Source organism: Paenibacillus sp. NPDC055715 (assembly GCF_053617595.1).
This window is the reverse complement of record NZ_JBSHGA010000007.1, coordinates 259,399-276,164: the sequence shown is the minus strand read 5'-3', so window position 1 is coordinate 276,164 and position 16,766 is coordinate 259,399. Positions and strand designations below refer to the sequence as shown.

Annotated in this window: 16 protein-coding genes and 5 pseudogenes; 9 read left to right on the top strand and 12 right to left on the bottom strand. The window is 40.5% G+C overall.

Features of this window, described 5'->3' with window-relative positions; all coding sequences use genetic code 11:
* Nucleotides 1-119: 119 nt before the first annotated feature.
* Together ACWGOO_RS14565 and ACWGOO_RS14560 are read left to right on the top strand one after the other, a co-directional pair.
* A complete protein-coding gene (locus tag ACWGOO_RS14565; protein WP_452484480.1) occupies nucleotides 120-362 on the top strand; it encodes a hypothetical protein in 243 nt (80 codons plus the stop codon).
* Between the two features lie 26 nt (nucleotides 363-388).
* On the top strand, nucleotides 389-667 hold the full coding sequence (locus tag ACWGOO_RS14560; protein ID WP_452484479.1) for a hypothetical protein: 279 nt from the start codon (nucleotides 389-391) through the stop codon (nucleotides 665-667).
* 178 nt (nucleotides 668-845) lie between these two features.
* On the opposite strand, the pseudogene ACWGOO_RS14555 reads toward ACWGOO_RS14560, so the two are convergent.
* Nucleotides 846-956 (bottom strand): annotated as a pseudogene (locus ACWGOO_RS14555) (IS30 family transposase); the annotation flags it as partial.
* Between the two features lie 122 nt (nucleotides 957-1,078).
* A pseudogene (locus ACWGOO_RS14550) lies at nucleotides 1,079-2,067 on the bottom strand (IS30 family transposase).
* Nucleotides 2,068-2,210: 143 nt separating this feature from the next.
* On the opposite strand from ACWGOO_RS14550, the gene ACWGOO_RS14545 reads away from it, so the two are divergent.
* A complete protein-coding gene (locus ACWGOO_RS14545) occupies nucleotides 2,211-2,639 on the top strand; it encodes a restriction endonuclease PLD domain-containing protein (protein WP_452484512.1) in 429 nt (142 codons plus the stop codon).
* Nucleotides 2,640-2,674: 35 nt separating this feature from the next.
* On the opposite strand, the gene ACWGOO_RS14540 is transcribed toward ACWGOO_RS14545, so the two are convergent.
* From ACWGOO_RS14540 to tnpA, 6 genes are all read right to left on the bottom strand, one after another.
* Entirely contained in the window at nucleotides 2,675-3,055 is a 381-nt protein-coding gene (locus ACWGOO_RS14540) for a DoxX family protein (protein WP_452484477.1), read from the bottom strand.
* 221 nt (nucleotides 3,056-3,276) lie between these two features.
* Entirely contained in the window at nucleotides 3,277-3,930 is a 654-nt protein-coding gene (locus tag ACWGOO_RS14535) for a response regulator (RefSeq protein ID WP_452484476.1), read from the bottom strand.
* A 5-nt stretch (nucleotides 3,931-3,935) separates the two neighbouring features.
* Nucleotides 3,936-5,162 carry a sensor histidine kinase gene (locus ACWGOO_RS14530; RefSeq protein WP_452484474.1) on the bottom strand — a complete coding sequence of 409 codons (1,227 nt, stop codon included), beginning with the start codon at nucleotides 5,160-5,162 and terminating at the stop codon, nucleotides 3,936-3,938.
* 728 nt (nucleotides 5,163-5,890) lie between these two features.
* Nucleotides 5,891-7,285, bottom strand: a complete 1,395-nt coding sequence (gene tnpC, locus ACWGOO_RS14525; RefSeq protein WP_452484472.1) for an IS66 family transposase — start codon at nucleotides 7,283-7,285, stop codon at nucleotides 5,891-5,893.
* A gap of 73 nt (nucleotides 7,286-7,358) precedes the next feature.
* Nucleotides 7,359-7,715 carry an IS66 family insertion sequence element accessory protein TnpB gene (gene tnpB, locus ACWGOO_RS14520; protein ID WP_396476447.1) on the bottom strand — a complete coding sequence of 119 codons (357 nt, stop codon included), beginning with the start codon at nucleotides 7,713-7,715 and terminating at the stop codon, nucleotides 7,359-7,361.
* Nucleotides 7,709-8,038: an IS66 family insertion sequence element accessory protein TnpA gene (tnpA, locus tag ACWGOO_RS14515; RefSeq protein WP_452484470.1), complete on the bottom strand. Its 330-nt coding sequence runs from the start codon at nucleotides 8,036-8,038 to the stop codon at nucleotides 7,709-7,711. Before tnpA ends, tnpB begins: the two co-directional genes overlap by 7 nt.
* A 932-nt stretch (nucleotides 8,039-8,970) precedes the next feature.
* Between tnpA and ACWGOO_RS14510 the strand changes: the two genes are divergently transcribed.
* Both ACWGOO_RS14510 and ACWGOO_RS14505 read left to right on the top strand, forming a co-directional pair.
* Complete coding sequence (locus ACWGOO_RS14510) at nucleotides 8,971-9,249, top strand: hypothetical protein (RefSeq protein WP_452484468.1); 279 nt, start codon at nucleotides 8,971-8,973, stop codon at nucleotides 9,247-9,249.
* 13 nt (nucleotides 9,250-9,262) lie between these two features.
* Entirely contained in the window at nucleotides 9,263-9,994 is a 732-nt protein-coding gene (locus ACWGOO_RS14505; protein WP_452484466.1) for a hypothetical protein, read from the top strand.
* A gap of 28 nt (nucleotides 9,995-10,022) precedes the next feature.
* On the opposite strand, the pseudogene ACWGOO_RS14500 reads toward ACWGOO_RS14505, so the two are convergent.
* Nucleotides 10,023-10,829, bottom strand: a pseudogene (locus ACWGOO_RS14500) (IS30 family transposase); the annotation flags it as partial.
* A gap of 234 nt (nucleotides 10,830-11,063) precedes the next feature.
* Here ACWGOO_RS14500 and ACWGOO_RS14495 point away from each other — a divergent pair.
* The 3 genes and pseudogenes from ACWGOO_RS14495 to ACWGOO_RS14485 all read left to right on the top strand — a co-directional run bounded on the left by ACWGOO_RS14495 (nucleotide 11,064) and on the right by ACWGOO_RS14485 (nucleotide 13,053).
* Nucleotides 11,064-12,485, top strand: coding sequence for a transcriptional regulator (locus ACWGOO_RS14495; protein ID WP_452484464.1), 1,422 nt, complete (start codon nucleotides 11,064-11,066; stop codon nucleotides 12,483-12,485).
* Between the two features lie 258 nt (nucleotides 12,486-12,743).
* A pseudogene (locus ACWGOO_RS14490) lies at nucleotides 12,744-12,968 on the top strand (transcriptional regulator); the annotation flags it as partial.
* The gene (locus ACWGOO_RS14485) at nucleotides 12,931-13,053 is read left to right on the top strand and encodes a hypothetical protein (RefSeq protein ID WP_452484462.1); all 123 of its coding nucleotides are present in this window, start codon (nucleotides 12,931-12,933) and stop codon (nucleotides 13,051-13,053) included. The pseudogene ACWGOO_RS14490 and the gene ACWGOO_RS14485, both read left to right, overlap by 38 nt.
* 781 nt (nucleotides 13,054-13,834) lie before the next feature.
* Here the strand turns inward: ACWGOO_RS14485 and ACWGOO_RS14480 are convergent.
* From ACWGOO_RS14480 to ACWGOO_RS14470, 3 genes and pseudogenes are all read right to left on the bottom strand, one after another.
* Entirely contained in the window at nucleotides 13,835-14,188 is a 354-nt protein-coding gene (locus tag ACWGOO_RS14480) for a hypothetical protein (RefSeq protein WP_452484461.1), read from the bottom strand.
* 4 nt (nucleotides 14,189-14,192) lie between these two features.
* Nucleotides 14,193-14,423, bottom strand: a complete 231-nt coding sequence (locus ACWGOO_RS14475; RefSeq protein ID WP_452484459.1) for a hypothetical protein — start codon at nucleotides 14,421-14,423, stop codon at nucleotides 14,193-14,195.
* A gap of 178 nt (nucleotides 14,424-14,601) precedes the next feature.
* A pseudogene (locus tag ACWGOO_RS14470) lies at nucleotides 14,602-14,711 on the bottom strand (transposase); the annotation flags it as partial.
* A gap of 694 nt (nucleotides 14,712-15,405) precedes the next feature.
* Here ACWGOO_RS14470 and ACWGOO_RS14465 point away from each other — a divergent pair.
* Complete coding sequence (locus ACWGOO_RS14465; RefSeq protein ID WP_452484457.1) at nucleotides 15,406-16,458, top strand: EAL domain-containing protein; 1,053 nt, start codon at nucleotides 15,406-15,408, stop codon at nucleotides 16,456-16,458.
* The last annotated feature ends 308 nt before the right edge of the window (nucleotides 16,459-16,766 follow it).

Below are 16,766 nucleotides of genomic sequence, written 5' to 3'. Positions count from 1 at the left end.
ATTGAATATATCTACGACCAAGCTCAATCCGGGGCTACATTAGCCCAAATGAAAACGCAGCTCAGAGCGGCATAGGGATACTGTCAGCTTTTTCATCTTCCAAATTATTGAAGTGATTATTGGCAAGTACAGTCATTGATTTAAAAACATCAAAGAAGATCAAAGAATTCACTATAGAAAATCGTTTGCAAGGTTTAACAGAATACTTTCCGGTAGGCCAAAATGGAGCATCACTACAAATATTTAAAGGCAAGCTTATTGTATTTCTTGATGGCAATACATCTGATACACAATTTCATCCTATAATGCAGATAATTGACCCTAAAAATGGTAAGTTAGAAAGTGAAACATCCTTGTTCTGACTAATTAACTTTAAGGAGCGATTATTATGATTTATTGGTTATCTCCAAGACTTAATCCCCTCCTCCCTACTCTATTACTTTGCCCCATTCTGGCAATCTTGATCGGAGTATGTTTCGCCTTTTTCAAAGGAAACATCTACTTAGGATTAATTCTAGCCTTCTTACTGCCTCTTATATTTATTGCCACCAATTTAGAAACCATTGCAGTTAATATAGATGCTTGGATTCTATATGGTTTTATCTACGTAATTATTACGTTTGTGGCTTATAAGATGGCGTTTTCACAGTTAGGAAAATCGAGTTAATTTTTTCACACTATTTTCAATAGTCACCACAATCAATTTTTCGCACATTAACTTAGGTATAACAGGCTATGATGAATATCTCGCGTCAATCCAGTGTATTTGCTGATTGGAAATCACTCTGATGCAAAATATATATATGGAAACGGATATACATACAAAATAAATAATAGACGGATTGTCAAGCCAAGTGCGACAGTTCTTCTGAAAAGGATTCGTGAGCGGTTTTCCACCCCAAACATTTTCGGGGTCTATGATTGATGAGGTGGAGAGCTCGTGCCAAGGCTTTATCTCATGCATTAGCTTTAATTTATAAAATCATCCAATTCCCCAAAAGTCAATCTTACGACCTAAAATCATATTAGGACGAAAATAAAAAGTGAGCACGAACATCCTTCTAAAGTTAAAGATCCTTTAACGAATATCACTCTTCCCATGTTTAAAGCTTCTTGAATTTATTAAAAGTCTTCCTTTTATAAAGTAAGCGGTTTTCCAGCCCAAACATTTTCTAGGCCGGTTGTTAATGAGATGCAATGCACGAGCCAATTCTTCCACAGAGACCTCCGCAAAGTCTTTCCTTTGGGGAAGAATTCACGGAGAAGTCAGTTGGCATTCTCGTTGGTGCCACGTTGCCATGAAGAGTATGGATCGGCAAAGTAAACGTCTAGGTCATGTTCTAATTCCAAGCGTTCCTAACAGGCGAATTCTTTTCCCCGATCAACAGTGGCAGTTTGAAACGTACCCTTGGGAAAAGAGTCAGCCATCACCCCAAATGCTTTCTCGAAAGACCTTGAGGTCCGATCAGGCATCTTGACAGCGAGATAGAGGCGGGTCTTGCGCTCGGCAAAAGTAGCTACACATGCTTTACTTTTTCCTCGACTGGAAACAACGGTATCCAATTCCCAGTGACCAAAACGGTCACGTTTTCTCACTTCCTTGGGTCGCTGCTGAATGGATTTGCCTACGTTAAATCGACCACGAGTTTCGCGAGGGTTTCTGCGTTTTCCTTTATGACGTAAGACAGTGGTATCTCCTTTCACCAAAAGGCCTTGATAGAGCCAGCGATAGATCGTTTTAAATGAAACCTTCTGTCCAGGACAGTCCTGATTCATACGTCCGGCAATTTGCTCGGGAGACCAGGTTTGCGCCAATTTCTCAGTAAGGTAAGAACCGCGTTCGGGTGTCCATTTGCCACGGGAAATAGACTGTTCTCGACGCTGCTCGTAGGCGTGATGAGCAGCCTCGGCTTGGTAGTCGCCTGTCTGCGTTCCCCGTGTTAACTCACGGGCAATCGAAGAATGATGTCGTTTGAGTTCAGTGGCAATGGCCCGAGTAGACCACCCCAAACGATGTAGCAAGGCTAGCTGACTGCGCTCTGTTATGCTAAGATGTGAATAACTCATGATTGATTCTCCCGTGTAAATGGTGTTGTGGTGACTTCATTTTACACGAATCAATCATGGGCCATTTTTTTGTCTAAGCGTAGGTGTCGCACTTCATATTACAATCCGTCATGTAAAAAAACTTATTCAAGAAGGCGAATTCAATTTATTCGTTCTCGTTAAATTGCCTTACTCTCACGATTACGTTTCGAGTACACGTTGATAACAAACTACATGGTAAAATCTATATCGCCAGCAAAAACGATAATCCACTCAGGGGTATCATCACCTCAGCAAACTTTACGGATCGGGGGGGGGGGGTGAAGCACAACCATGAGTGGGGCGTACAGATCGATGAATCCGCGCCGCTGAAACAAATAATTGCCGACATCACTAAAGTTAGCAGCCATGCTCTGACGCATGATGAGCTTCAGGGGGAAGGACGCTCGGCGCTTTGCAATTTAGAGCAGATAAAATCAGGCTGTCAGATGAATTTGTTCAGCACGTTATTAGTATTATTAAAGGCAGTGTCTAAAAGTAGCTTGTTCTTTATTGTTTATACCCCTAGGCTCCATATATTAACTTTTGTGTAGTCACGGGGAGAGGAGCCTGGCGGGTTCGACTCAATTTATATTTTTAATTGCATACCGCTCTGCATTTTCCGTAGCATGTAGTAAGAAAGCATTACAAACAAAAAGACGATGACAGACTTAATACTTCCCATAGAATTCCCGACAGCATTTTCTGACCAAAATGCAGCTATACAATCAATAGTAAAACCGGCATATGCCCATTCTTTTAGCCTGTAATAGTTGGGAATAAGCAGAACAATGATACCTATAACTTTTGCCACACCAAGAATAGTAAGAAAGTATACTGGGTAGCCCAACAGCTGCGTTGTTTCTACTAATGTTTTTGGAGATTGAAAAATCTCATTAATAGCACTAAGTAAGAATCCAATGAGCGTACAAATAGTGATGATCCAATAGGTCACTTTTATTTTTTTCATCTTAATAACTCCTCATCTCGTGTTTTTTTTCTAATTTCAATGGTCTCTTATCCTTTCGCTACACGGCTATCCTCCCCTAATTTCTTGTACTTTGATTCTATCTAGAAAAGGCAGTAAGGAAATCTATGAATAGTCATGGATTTACAAAGAAAAAGGCAGAACGTTTGATCGCTAAAGCATGATTAATCTCACGCTCTATGCCAAAAGTCATGCCTCTTGATTTATATTTGATGACGAACTGAAAATACTGCTGCTTGTGTTCGGTCGCGTAGCCCAAGCTTAGCTATGAGATTCGATACGTGATTTTTCACTGTACCTTCCGTGATGACAAGAATGCCAGCAATCTCTTTATTATTTAACCCTTGACCCAATAAAGCTAGTACCTCTTTCTCGCGTTCGGTCAGAAACTCTAAACCAATGGGCTCACTCATACTTAAAGTGTGAGCTTTAACCGGATTGCATTCCGACATTTTTTTTAACTCATTCAGAAGCGTTGCCGTTATATCTGGTTGAAGTACTGTCCCGCCATTATATACGGTTTGGACCGCACTGACGATCGCTTCAGAGGGCATATCTTTCAACAAATATCCGTGGACTCCTTTTTCCAAAACCCTTAAAATTAAGTCCGCGTCATCAAAGGTGGTCAAAATCAATACTTTGGTTTCCGGTAGATGCCTGAGAATCAATTCCGTTCCTTCCACGCCATCCATTCCCGGCATTCGGATATCCATTAACACAACATCAGGTCGCCATTCTAGGGCTTTGGCATAGGCATCTCTACCATCCACTGCCGTTCCAATCACTTCTATGCCAGGTTCCAAACTGATAATGGTTGCAAGCCCCTCTCTCATGAGCCGCTGATCGTCTACTATCATGATTCTCAACTATTGACACGCTCCATTTCCGTTAAAGAATAAGGGAATTGTACTTCGACAGCAAAGCCCTCGTGCTGATCCATGCATAAACGCATCGTTCCGTTCCACTCCCTCACTCTTTCTTGCAAATTAATTAAACCAAACCCCGGCTTTAGTTCAACAGGGACCTCTCCGTCGTTACGTATGCCAAGAGAAAAGCCCGCCTCCGAATAGGCTAACAAGATTTTTGCATGTTTCGCATGACCGTGTTTCTGGGCATTCGTAAGTGATTCTTGTACAATTCGATAAGCCGTTAATTGAAGATTACCTGGTAATGATACGGGTATCCCTTTCACTTCAAAAACGGTATGTACCTCTGCAAATTTGGTAAACTCCTCACTTAACTTTTCAAGACTATCATTTAAAAAAGTAGACTTCGTAGGTTCATCCCGAATAGCCCTTACGGAAAGCCGGACCTCTTGCATAGACGATCTAATTAAATCTTCACATTCCAGATAGATTTGATTACTGCGTAATGAATCCAATCCGCTCAACTTGCGAGCAGCTTGCATTTGAACCAATAGTGCCGTCAATTTATGACCTACTGTATCATGAATCTCTCGCGCAATTCGTACCCTCTCTCTAGTCGCGGCCCATTCTTCGGTTTTGAGAGCATAGTCCTGCAGGCGTGCATGAGATTGCAACAATTGTGCATACAACTGCAGGGTATCCTTACGTGCGCGTTGATAATAATGGATTAAAGAGCTCACAATACCTGCGAAAAAAATAAATGAACAGGAAGTGAAGTATCCAATCCCATCCAATTTTTTGTATAAATACCAATCGATACTGCCCATCGTAACTACATACACGAACAGTAACAGTATGCAAGTAATAATTAGCATTCGGATGTTCTTGACTAACATTAAAATCGCCATTGCTGTAATTCCGATAAATAAATGACGCGGGAAATACCCGTCGATATACAAATAACCATAAGAAGCGGATACCAAGAAATCGATGATGAGGATATGAAATAGCCAAGTCTGTTTATTTTTCATATTTACGTAAAATAAATTAATCAAAAGGAAAACCACCAATGAAATGACTACAAAAGTTAGTCGCCAAAAGAGTGTGAGCGAATTTTCAAAATAAAATGCACCTGCTAAAACTACATCAAAGATTAGCTTTAAACAAAAAAACAGTCTCCATGAAAGGAAGCTCTTTCTTATTTTGTCTGTTTCTTGGATCATTCTCTTTTCCTCACTTCATCATTAAGTGAATCTTATAAAATGGATTATAGCATATAACGAATCACTTGCTATTTGAGAGCTCTGTAAAACGAATACAATATATGTAAAAAGTGATCCAGCACCGCAGAGGCACTGGATTTGTTGTATAAAGGAAAAAAAGGAAAAACGTGTTGAGTGTTGTTGCTGTATTCAGCTAGACAAATAAGTGCATCATTTCATGCGGAACTTTAATAAATTTATTCCAGAAGACCATTTGCTGCGTAAGATAAATAGCATCGTAGACTTCGGATACGTTCAAAGAACAGATCAGGCGCAGACCCATAATTGAGTATGGACGAGCTGCTTTTTTTCATTTCTTATTCACTTTTCCAATTCTAGATAACCACTTTTCTCAAAAGCAGGGCTTTTACAGCGCTCTCTATTAGGGTGATTTTTTTGTTAAATCTACCGATGAAACTTATTATTTTCGCGCTTTTTGGGTAGTGTAAAAGACCATCGCGGGAGAGTGCTTGACTGGCAGTCAAGAGGTCAGGGGTTCGATCCCCCTTGTCTCCACCACACTTAACTATCAAAACGGCAGAGGTGTCGTTTTTTTGCTTTTTAGATTTATGTTTCCGTATTCGAGCCATGTGGAGTGCAGTGTGTTGCTCGTAAGGAAGTAGTAGTTAAGAGCGTAAGCGCAAATTAGCCCCGCCAAGAAAAAATGGTGAGGGCTATTTCTTCTAGGACTAGGATTTCGTGATGCGACAAACATCTGGTAATGACGTCGACCATGGAAGGAAACGGTCCAACTCTTCTCCGTTCGTCACATCAGATAATTGGGGTATTTGTTCAAACAGATAGTTCAGATATTGGAAGGGATTTAGTTGGTTCTCTTTCGCTGTCTCAAGTAAGCTATAGATGATTGCACTTGCTTTTGCACCGCGAGGTGAATTTGCAAACAACCAGTTTTTTCTTCCAATGACAAAGGGTTTTATGGACCTTTCACTGCGGTTGTTATCCATCTCCAGACGTCCGTCTTCTAGAAAGGAAGTCAGTTTCTCCCACTGATTTAAGCTGTAGGCAATGGCTTGACCAACTGCGCTTTTAGGTAGGGTACGGGCTCTTTGCTGACAAAGCCATACCAAATAAGCATCCAAAATGGGCTTGCTCCGCTCTTTTCGGATGGCATACCTCTCTTCTGTGGTTTTTTCCTTAATGTCCCTTTCAACGACAAACAACTGGTTACAGTATTGCAGTCCCTGCTGCGCAACTGTACCTTTCCGCTCTTCCGTTGAAGGTAGGACTTTTAGTGCTTCGTCAAACTTTCGGCGAGCATGTGCCCAACACCCAACAAGTGTCGTATTGGCTACCTTGTGGTATCCCGCATAGCCATCCACGTGGAGATACCCATGAAAGCCTTGTAGATAATCACGGGGATGCTCACCGCCACGAGTCCGTTTATAGTCAAATAAGACAATGGGTGGACCCATTCGTCCCGTTCGATACAGCCACATATAGGACTGTGTTTGTGGAGCTTTCCCTGGTTCACGAAGGACTTGTAGCGTGGTTTCATCCGCATAAAGGACATCCTGACGTAACAGGTGTACACGCATCCTCTCTACAAGGTGAGACAGCCACTCTGTTACAACAGGCGTATGAACGTCTTCACGTTCGCAATGACGACAAGCATAGACTTGACGCACATGACGCACAACTTTCACTTGTGCGGGGATGATCTTTATTTCACTTCGTGTCTCCGTACTCATTTCATGTAGTGCGCCACCACAGCAGTAACAAACTTGTTCTGCCTCCGGCAGCTGGTAGACTATGGTCTCCACAGGAAACTGGTCCAGCTTCGCTTCACGGCTTCCAGAAGGTTTCTTACGGCTGTAAGTGATTGTCTCAACATATGCATCTGCCTCTTCGGTTGTTGCAAGTACTGCTTCGTTAAACAACTGAAGATCGAGTTGGTTCGGGTCTGTTTTCTCGCTTGAAGCGCCAAAGCGCTTTTGTTGGGCAAGACGAAACTGCTCCTCGTACCACTTGAGCTTTGCTGAAAGCTCGTCAACCTGAGTCTGGAGTTTCTCGATGTGGCTTTGTAATTGTTCAGTTGACGTGGAGGATTGTCCCGTATTTTTCATACTCAGTTTATTCGATAAAACACACTGAATCTCCTTGATCCATACATTCCTTTTGTGACTATTTGCGAAGGCATTACACAACAGCGTGAGCTGTTACCTGCGGATGTGCTAGACGCTGCTCGAGGGAAAGTCCGTCTAGTAGCCACTGGAGCTGCCGGGGAGAAATCGAGAGTGTTTGCGAGTGCATATCTGTTGGCCAACGGAAGCGCCCACGTTCCAATCGGCGGTAGTAGAGCCAAAACCCGTTATGGTCCCAATGTAATAGTTTGAGCTTGTCTCGTTGGCGGTTGCAGAATACAAACAGAGCTGGAGAAAATGGATCGAGATGGAACTGTTCCTGAACTAAAACAGCAAGACCATCTATGGATTTACGCAAATCCGTAGTTCCACAGGCTACATACACATGAGAAAGATGAAGGGCCTTTAACATAAACGCCTTAATACCGTTACCACGTCTGCTAACAGTTTCTGATCTACACCTTGAGGTACTTCTAACCGTGCTGCCCCTATTACGACCACCAGTGCTGTACGATCTTGGGGAACCGAAGGTTTCACGTGCAAGCTAACCCAGTTCGGTTTGGGGTGAGTGTTTTCCAGATGTTCCGCACTTTCTTTTTTCAACTTTTTCATCCAGTACCAAAGCTGACCAGATGTCACTCCGTGACGATTACACCAATCTGCCACCTGTTCATTGCTAGAGCGATAGTCTTGTATTCGTGACTTCCACAATGTCTTTTTGTCTGTCTGTTCCAACAAAAAAATCCTCCTCATAACTGTTCTGAGGAAGATTGTCTCATGATGAAACTTGTTTTAATAGGTGGGCTATATTTGACGCTTACTTTATAAAATGCTTTCTAGCGGCGAGAGCCGCTTTTTTACTTTTTATATAATGTATACCTATAACCACCTTGATTACAACGAATCCATTTTTAAATTCATAAATTGACCAGTTCTAAGGTGATTCTATCCAACGTCCTAAAATGAATTTAGATATTTGAGCCTTATTTTTGATACAAAAACGTTTATGGATATATCGTGTACAGGAAAGAAGTTTCAATTATAGTAAATTATCGAATATATTTCTGAAAAATATCAAGGATTATGATATTATCGTAATTTAAGTAAATTACATTAATTAAATAATTATGAATTCTGAGAGTGACATATACATTTCCTACTCTATTTATATAGATAGGAATTTGTATAAGCATCACCTATCAACGAACTCCTAACAAATATCTTGGAAGGTGGGAGGACACAAGTAAATATATTTAAGATTTTAAAATCCATCATGTGAGAAGCAGCAAAGAAGTTTTACGAGCATATTCATTTAAGTATTTATCAAAATGATTTAAGAGGTGATGCTGAACTAAGGGTTAAGTTTTTCGCAGTTCACTCTGGTAGATAGGATCACCGATTATCATGATTTTTAGAGATGCAGTCCATAATTCGATCATAATGGATACACGCACTTACTGGACACCTTTATTGATGGAAAGAGTAAAGTTGATATATAAATAATAGTAGTTATTGGGTTTTTATGTTAAAATAATTAGTGAGATCTTTATCCTTTTCTATTGCTCTGATTATTTTTGTTGTATTACTACAGACACCAGCAGTAACAAATGCAGAACTTGCTCGGGAACCGAAAACAAGTGTATATGATGTGAAAATCGGTGGATTAAATGTTAGAACCGGACCAGGTTACAGCGGAACAAGGAAGTTGGAATTATTACTATACAGATGGAGCATGGGTATCGCGCACAAGTACCATTTACAGGGATGCATGTCCAAATTTGAGTGGTAGCAGTGGCATTACTGTAAGCAAAGGGCGGTACCTTAATGCATATTATAAAGATTATGAATTGTATGCTACGGAATGTAATCCAAATGCCTGGCGGATTCACGATAAAGATGCTAGAACGGATGGCTATGTTAATGGGTGGAATTTGAAAGCAGACTAAGGAGGTCAAGAGGATGAAAAAGAAAATTTTAATTAGTGCCCTTACTGTTCCATTGATTGTGGTTGCTGCTGCAAGCTACTTATATTTAAACACAGATACAGTTGTTAGCGCACAAAGCGAGACAATTGCAGCTGCTGAAAAATCCACTAGCAATAAAGTAGAGTATATTAAAATAACTGTCTCTAATAGCACATATTCTGATCTTTCTTACTCAATACGTATTCGTGATCGGAAAAATTTAAGTGAGGTCACTGAAGAATATGTGGGAGGAGTTCTGCAAAATAAAATTATAGTTTCTGAAGAGGGAAGACGAGTCACTTCTATAGGAAGGGATCATGTAACAGGAAAACTTGTAGGGAACACTTGGACATTGCCTGTGAACCTGGCTAATGAAAATAAGAGAATTCTAAATATCTCTCTAATGGAAGAACAGAAAAAGGAAATGAAAGACCAAAATTGGGTAAAATCTTTACGGCCACAATCTAATGACGCATCACTTCAAGAGGTTGTAGCAGAAACCAATCTTAAAAAAGAGACTGTAACCATTGATAATAAAACAGGGCTCCCAGTAAAGAGAGAGGTCTTTGTGAAAGATAAAGAAGGGAATTGGACAGAAGATTCTGTTAGGGTCGAGGAATACAAATATTTAGACTCCATGCCAATGAACCTGCAAAAAATGAACGATGAAGCAGAGATCAAAGAAATTACCGCTCCAATTAAAGAAGATAAATTATTAAAAGGGTAATAACAATTTGAATGTATTGGACGGATTGTCAAGCCAAGTGCGACAGCTCCTCTGAAAAGGATTCGTGAGCGGTTTTCCACCCCAAACATTTTCGGGGTCTATGATTAATCAGGTGGAGAGCTTTCTCCAAGGCTTCATCTGTAATTTGGGCGAAATCCGTACCTTTGGGGAAGAACTCTCGCAGCAAGCCATTCGCGTTTTCATTGGAGCCTCGTTGCCAGGAGGAATACGGATCAGCGAAATAGATTTGTACATCATGAGTGGCTTCCAAGCTCGCATAGCAGGCAAACGCTTTACCACGGTCAGCGGTTGCCGTTGGGAAGGCAGCAGTAGGGTACTGAGAAGCAGCTACACCAAACGCAATCTCCATGGACAACGCCGTGCGATCCGGCATCTGAATGGCGGTGTACAGACGGGTTTTGCGTTCCACAAATGTGGCCACGCAGCCCTTCCTTTTTCCACGGCCTGAGATGTCGGTATCCAGTTCCCAATGACCGAACGTTTCCCGAGACCGCACCTCTTTTGGACGCTGGGAGATCGGCTTGCCTACGGCAAACTTGCCGCGAGTCTCCGCAGGCTTCTGGCGCTTACCTTTGTGCCGCAGGACAGTAAGTAGACCTTTCACCAAAAGGCCTGTATACAGTCAGCGATAGATCGTTTTAAAGCCTACGATAGCTTGTCCCTCCTGACGCAACCGCTCTACGATCTGCTCGGGAGACCATATCGCCTGAAGCTTCTCTTCGATGACCTTGGCCAACTCCGGTGTCCACTTTCCTACGGGAATCGAGGCCTCACGACGCTGGGCATAGCTCTCCTGAGATCGTTCAGCATGATAAGGCTCTTGCACTGCGTAACCAGACATAAGCAAAATGACGATACCCTTAATCAAGAAATCATCGTAAACTACCCAAAAAGGTATCTAAAGTAAAAAACTGAAAGGTCTATAATCTTGTTCCAAAAGATGGTATAATCATGAGCAATAAAATGAATCTATCCTACTACTTGTTTCACAACTACATCATTTATTTAACTATGCATCATATGCCAAATGCTGAAAGGGTGGTTTACCATGGAAAACACACCTACGATTCGGGCAGAAATTAAAAAGTATCTGGAGCAGAAAGGCTTAAGCATGACCAAGTTTGGTTGTATCATTGATTTGAATGTAGGTACTGTCAGTGGCATTGTGACGGGCAATCGTTCTATTTCGATGCACCAATTAGATAGAATTACGATGGGCATGGGTTTACCTCCAGACCATTTTTACGAGCGTTATGTTGAAGAGTGTATTGAAGAATTTCGGCTCAGCTGGCGAAAAATCAGCCCATTTTTAAGCCGTTGTGTGGAGTTTACACGGTTGGATTGCTTAGAGCGAGTTGTAGGTATGCTGCTAGATCATCCATCGGCCTATATTACTTCCCTCTTTGAATTAGCTGAAAGTTCATTTCAAAAAGGACACCTAGACGGAGCCGCTTATCTTTATGAAAAAGTAGCCGAGAGCGAAAAGCAGCAGCATTCGGAACGCTTGGCCATCTGTCAATATCGTATATTTGTGGCAAAACAAGGTGATGATCAAAAACGCAATCTCAATGCAGCTACAAAATTTGAGGATTTTGTCGAACGCCTGGATGAAATAGACCAGCTTGACGCATTGAAGGATTTGGCCAACGTGTATAGGTCTTTGCGTGAATGGGATAAGGTAGATGAAATGGCGAGAAAAATGAAGTTGAGAGCGGAAATTCAATATTCGATGAAACATCAACAGAAGAAGCGAGAGCGCAATGAGTCTAAAAAGGAGACTAGGGGGCCGTTATTTGGATACATTGCTTATGCTGACTTATTGTGTGCGGGTGTCTGTGAGGCTCAAGGCGATTATCAACAAGCTCTACAATATACATACGCCTATGCTGATTTAAGTTGGGTAAAAGAGACTGACGCAGATGCTAAACATTGGATCAGCTTGTTTGAACATTGGGCAGAAGGTAATACTTATGTATATAAACTTTTGTCTGGAGAAGTTAGTGTACTTCCTGATTACGTAGATTATATTTGCACTTCACCTGACAAGTCGGAAAAGGAAATGGTAGCTAAGTTGATGAATATAGTAATGGCAGCAAACCAATATCAGATAGATGTGGATGATGTACTCTTACAATTTGAAGAAAACATTAATTCCTTTGCTCAATTATCAGCATCTAATGATATGTATACCCAACAAGTTGTGCCAGACCAGTATGCACGTTTTGGTTATGAGTTAGCTTATTATTATTTGTATCGAGGGATGCATAGCGATGGCTTTAAATATTTGATCTATGCAACGGAAAGTTCGAATACACTAAATAATGTGACTTGCTTTAAAAACTGTGTTGGTCTATTTTTACACTTTCAGGCTTATGCGGTTCCAGAAACTAAAGCAGCATTTTTAAATCTTATTGAAAAGGTGTGGATGAACAATGTTGAAAAAAATGGTACTGCTGATCGTCGCAGCTAGTTTTTTGTTTATTGTTACTGTACCTGTACCTGTTCAGTCGAATACTCATAATCAGAGAATACAACTTCAGGAAACGATTGGTGGATTTTAAACGTGTAACAAATTGAATTAAAAATGCTTTGAAATAATGCACTCCTAAAATGGGTCTAATTACGAATCAACAGGTCACCACGGGGGAATTTAATCATTCGTTTGCGGCTAACCGATATCAGTTAGATGTGAGTCACGTACTTAAGTTTTGAAACGGTTATTGAGTCTTTTGTGCAACGAGGTTCTTACATTGATGGTTTTAAACATTTGACGTATGCAATGGTAAGTTATCATACACTAAATAATGAGACTTATTTTATAAACTGTATGGGTTTGTTTTTACACTTTCAGGATTATGCGGTTCCTGAAACCAAAGCAGAGTTTTTCAATTTCATTGAGAGGGTGTGGATAAACAATGTTGAGAAAAATGCTTCTTCTGATCGTCGCAGCTAGTTTTCTGTTTATCGCAAATGGGCCTAATCATGCTTATGACCAGCACCATAGTATTCAGCTTCACGATACCATTGGAGGATACTAAACATGTAATAAATTTGAATTAAAAAGGCTTTGAAATAATGCACTCCTAAAAGGGTCTAATTACGAATCAACAGGTTGCCACGGAGGAATTTAATCATTCCTAGTATGGATCAATGGAAACAAGGCAGAACATTAAATCATATAAAATTTAAGTGAAGGTTAAATGGGGTTATCCGTTTAGCCTTTTTTTTATGTATGGAGCTAGGGAGGAGTTATGATTTTTCTCAAAAGTTTACACAAATAAAAGCCCTCCCTTTAAGAAAGGCTCTTGTCTTTTAGAAAGCTGTGGTACAGCATTCACAACAATTCAATTGTATACAATGCAGTACATAGCCAAGAAAATGATAACTAAAACCATGGCTAAAGCTGAGAAGCCAACAATTTTCTGAATTTTTTTTCATGGTTTATTAGTTAGGGACAACACGAATGTTATTGACCACCCACAGGTTTAAAAAGAAACAGAGAATAAAGAACGCTAAAATGGCTCCGACAATGATTAAAATAGTTTTCTTCAAGAAGTTGAAGCGATTGTTTAGCTATAAGAATCGTATAGCATATGGTTAGTTGAATTGCAATACATTAAGGAAATGAATTAACCAGAGCGATTACCAAAAAAACAAGAATAACTAAAAAAATTATTTTATAGCCAGATTGTCCATGTGTATTTTTTTTCTTCTTGATTAGGTAAACAGCCACATAGCTGAACCCCCAAATTATCAAAAGAATATATATTATGCTTGCCAATGTTATATTAATCATAAGTTATCCTCAATTTTTTAGGATTATAAAGGTGTAACATCAAACGTTGTCGCCCATGTAACCGCTACATAAACCCCATTACCATTATTGTTCGCACCCATACGAGCCGCAAAAAGTGTAAAGTATCCTGCTACCCCTCCTGCAAAACCAGCCACAGGAGGAAACCAATATGTTGCCCCTGTAACGAGTCCGCCACCGCCTGCCACAGAGTAATAGTAGTCTATAGCCTGTTTTGTCTGATAGTCAGTGAAGTTACGATCATATCCCCACCAATGATAAGTCCATGATCCGTATACCGCATTAAGTGAAATCGCGTTGTCTTTAATGCTTAAATCACTATTTACAGTAATTACCCCTGATTTTGATAATTCATTCAATTCGTCAAAATGCTTTTGCAAATCCGATTTCAGGAACATCTTTTAGGGAAAATACTCCATCTTTAACTTGTACATACGGTTTCACTGCCTCAATTACACTCTTCTGAGATACACTTGAACTTGAATTTTGTGAAATTTGTTCTGTCGACGATGCAGCAGAAGCTGCCAATGGAGCTACCGCAGTTAGAGCCAATACACTTGTAAGGATAATTGCTGTGTTTGTCAATTGTTTCATGGTACACAAACAATTCCTCTACTATTTTTTGGACGACTTCATAATGATAACATAAAAAAGGTATAAGTTGTTTATTTTTATGAATAAAATGTAAATTGATGCTATAGGCCTATTATTTTTCTATAAAATCGACAAAATAAAAGGCTCTTCGCTCTATTGGATGGGAAGACCACACATTACGGTAGCCGCGGGTTCGTCGTTTGGAGGCCTGTACCCGACCGTTAATCCCTTCCAGCAGACCATTGGTCATGCGGTGTGGAACCAGCGAAGAATCCCTTCTTCATGTCGCCCAGCTCATCCATTCTCGCAGATAGACATCTTCACATCTCACCCTACGATTATTCTTATAGAGTAGTATTCACTATTTCTCTATGAAACAGACATCAGCCATGTGATTTAGCGAAGAAGCATTTGTTTCGCTGGCACTTCAGATGGATGCTCCGCAAACGGTTATTGCAAATGCATGGACATGACAGCCGGATAGAAGCTTACCCCTTACCATGCCATTCTTTTTGTAACCCAAGTTAAATGTATGCATGGTCTGGTAAATGCAAATCATAGATAAAGGCCTCGCATATTTAGAGAATGGCAGCATATTTTGGATGAAAAGGGTATTTATGAGGCCGCCCATTGGGCACCGGATGCTATCTTTTTCATCTCGGTTTCGGAAGAAACATGACTACGTATTAATATTTACGTTATAACGTCAAATATCCACTTTGCCAATGAAGAGTTGCTCTAAAAAATAAAAATAGGCAGAGATTGTACCCCGGAAAAATAATTTCAAGTTTAATTATTGATGTGGCTAATTTTAAACACTCCTTAATACTGTTCAAAAAACTTTGTTTTTTGTCGAATATAAACTTAAGTCCTAAGTTTCAGATGAAAACAAGCTTTTTTTTCGTAATTTATAGTTCTTTTGTTCTAATTATTTGTGATATAATGATGAAAAAACCGGCAAATTGTTCCAAGGGGGACCATTATGAATTGCAGCAGTTGCAGCATCATATTACCTATTAAGGATCAAGGATTATTAAAGATCAGGAATTCCAAAGTATCGCTTTATACGGCATTAGATAGCTTGGGTATGCTATCGGGACAATGGTGTGAGGGCGGCATAGTGTTCCGTTATGGAAGCCGTTCAGAGCTGGAGCAACTGGTTAACGAACTGGCTCGTTTGCCGCAGAAATGGTTGTTACATATGAAGGCTGTGGTGACCGGGTTGTATCATGTAGAAGGATATGAGGACTGGCTTCTATTTAGCCAACTGCAAGCCAGACTTCAACATCCGAATATTGTGAATATTATTCAGGATCGAAGTTTTTCCAGCCACATGCAGCCTATTGTTGACCACAAGCTGAACATTATCGGGTTTGAGTTTTTGCTGCGTCCGTCACATTTGGAGCGGCCTTTTCAGCCTTTTCGGCTGTTTGAAATTGCCCGTGAAGCTGGCTTGCATGCTCATCTGGATCGCTCGGCCTGTATTTCCGCTATTGAAAAAAGTGCAACTTGCCTCCCTGCGGGGATTAAACGCTTTATTAACTTTCTCCCTTCGACCGTTTATGATCCGGCCTATTGCTTGAATCATACCTTTGAGACGATTGATCGGTTGTCCATGAATACGGAGGATTTTGTGTTTGAGGTCGTAGAGACGGAAGAAATTGACGACCTGAATGTTTTGCAACATATTTTTGAACTATATCGCAAACGTGGAGTTTCAGTGGCACTGGACGATGTGGGGGCAGGTTATTCTACGACAGAGCTTATGAACTGCCTCCAGCCCGATTATGCCAAAATTGATCGCAGTTTAATTGATGGCTGTCATCGCAACAGTGATCAGAAGCGACAAATTACAGGGATCGTAGAATCGGCTTCTCGTTTTGGCGGCCAGGTACTGGCTGAAGGCGTTGAGCAGATGGAGGATTTTGAATTTTGTCGTGAAGCAGGTGTGTCCCTGGCGCAGGGTTATTTGTTTGGCAAGCCGGAGCCTGATCCGCCCACCAATTTTGTACTTAATAGAGTAGTGAAGTCATGAGTACGTTTAAATCGACGTAGTTTATCAAAAGTGGAGCCTAAATGGGGCTGTCCCATAAGCAAATTCCAAGCATACTAGACAATTCTTATATCACCATTAATATTAGCATGCATAAATCCCAAGATAAATTTAAATCAGCAATATATAGATCGTAACGGTCTAATTTGTCTATATATTGTACTTTTAAGCGTTGGGAATCGAATTATGCAAAATGCTAATGTAAAGAAAACGCGAGTATAGAGGTTATTTCAACCCTGTAACTTGCGTTTTTTTGATCCATGCTGGCCTACCTGAGCAAGTTCTGGACA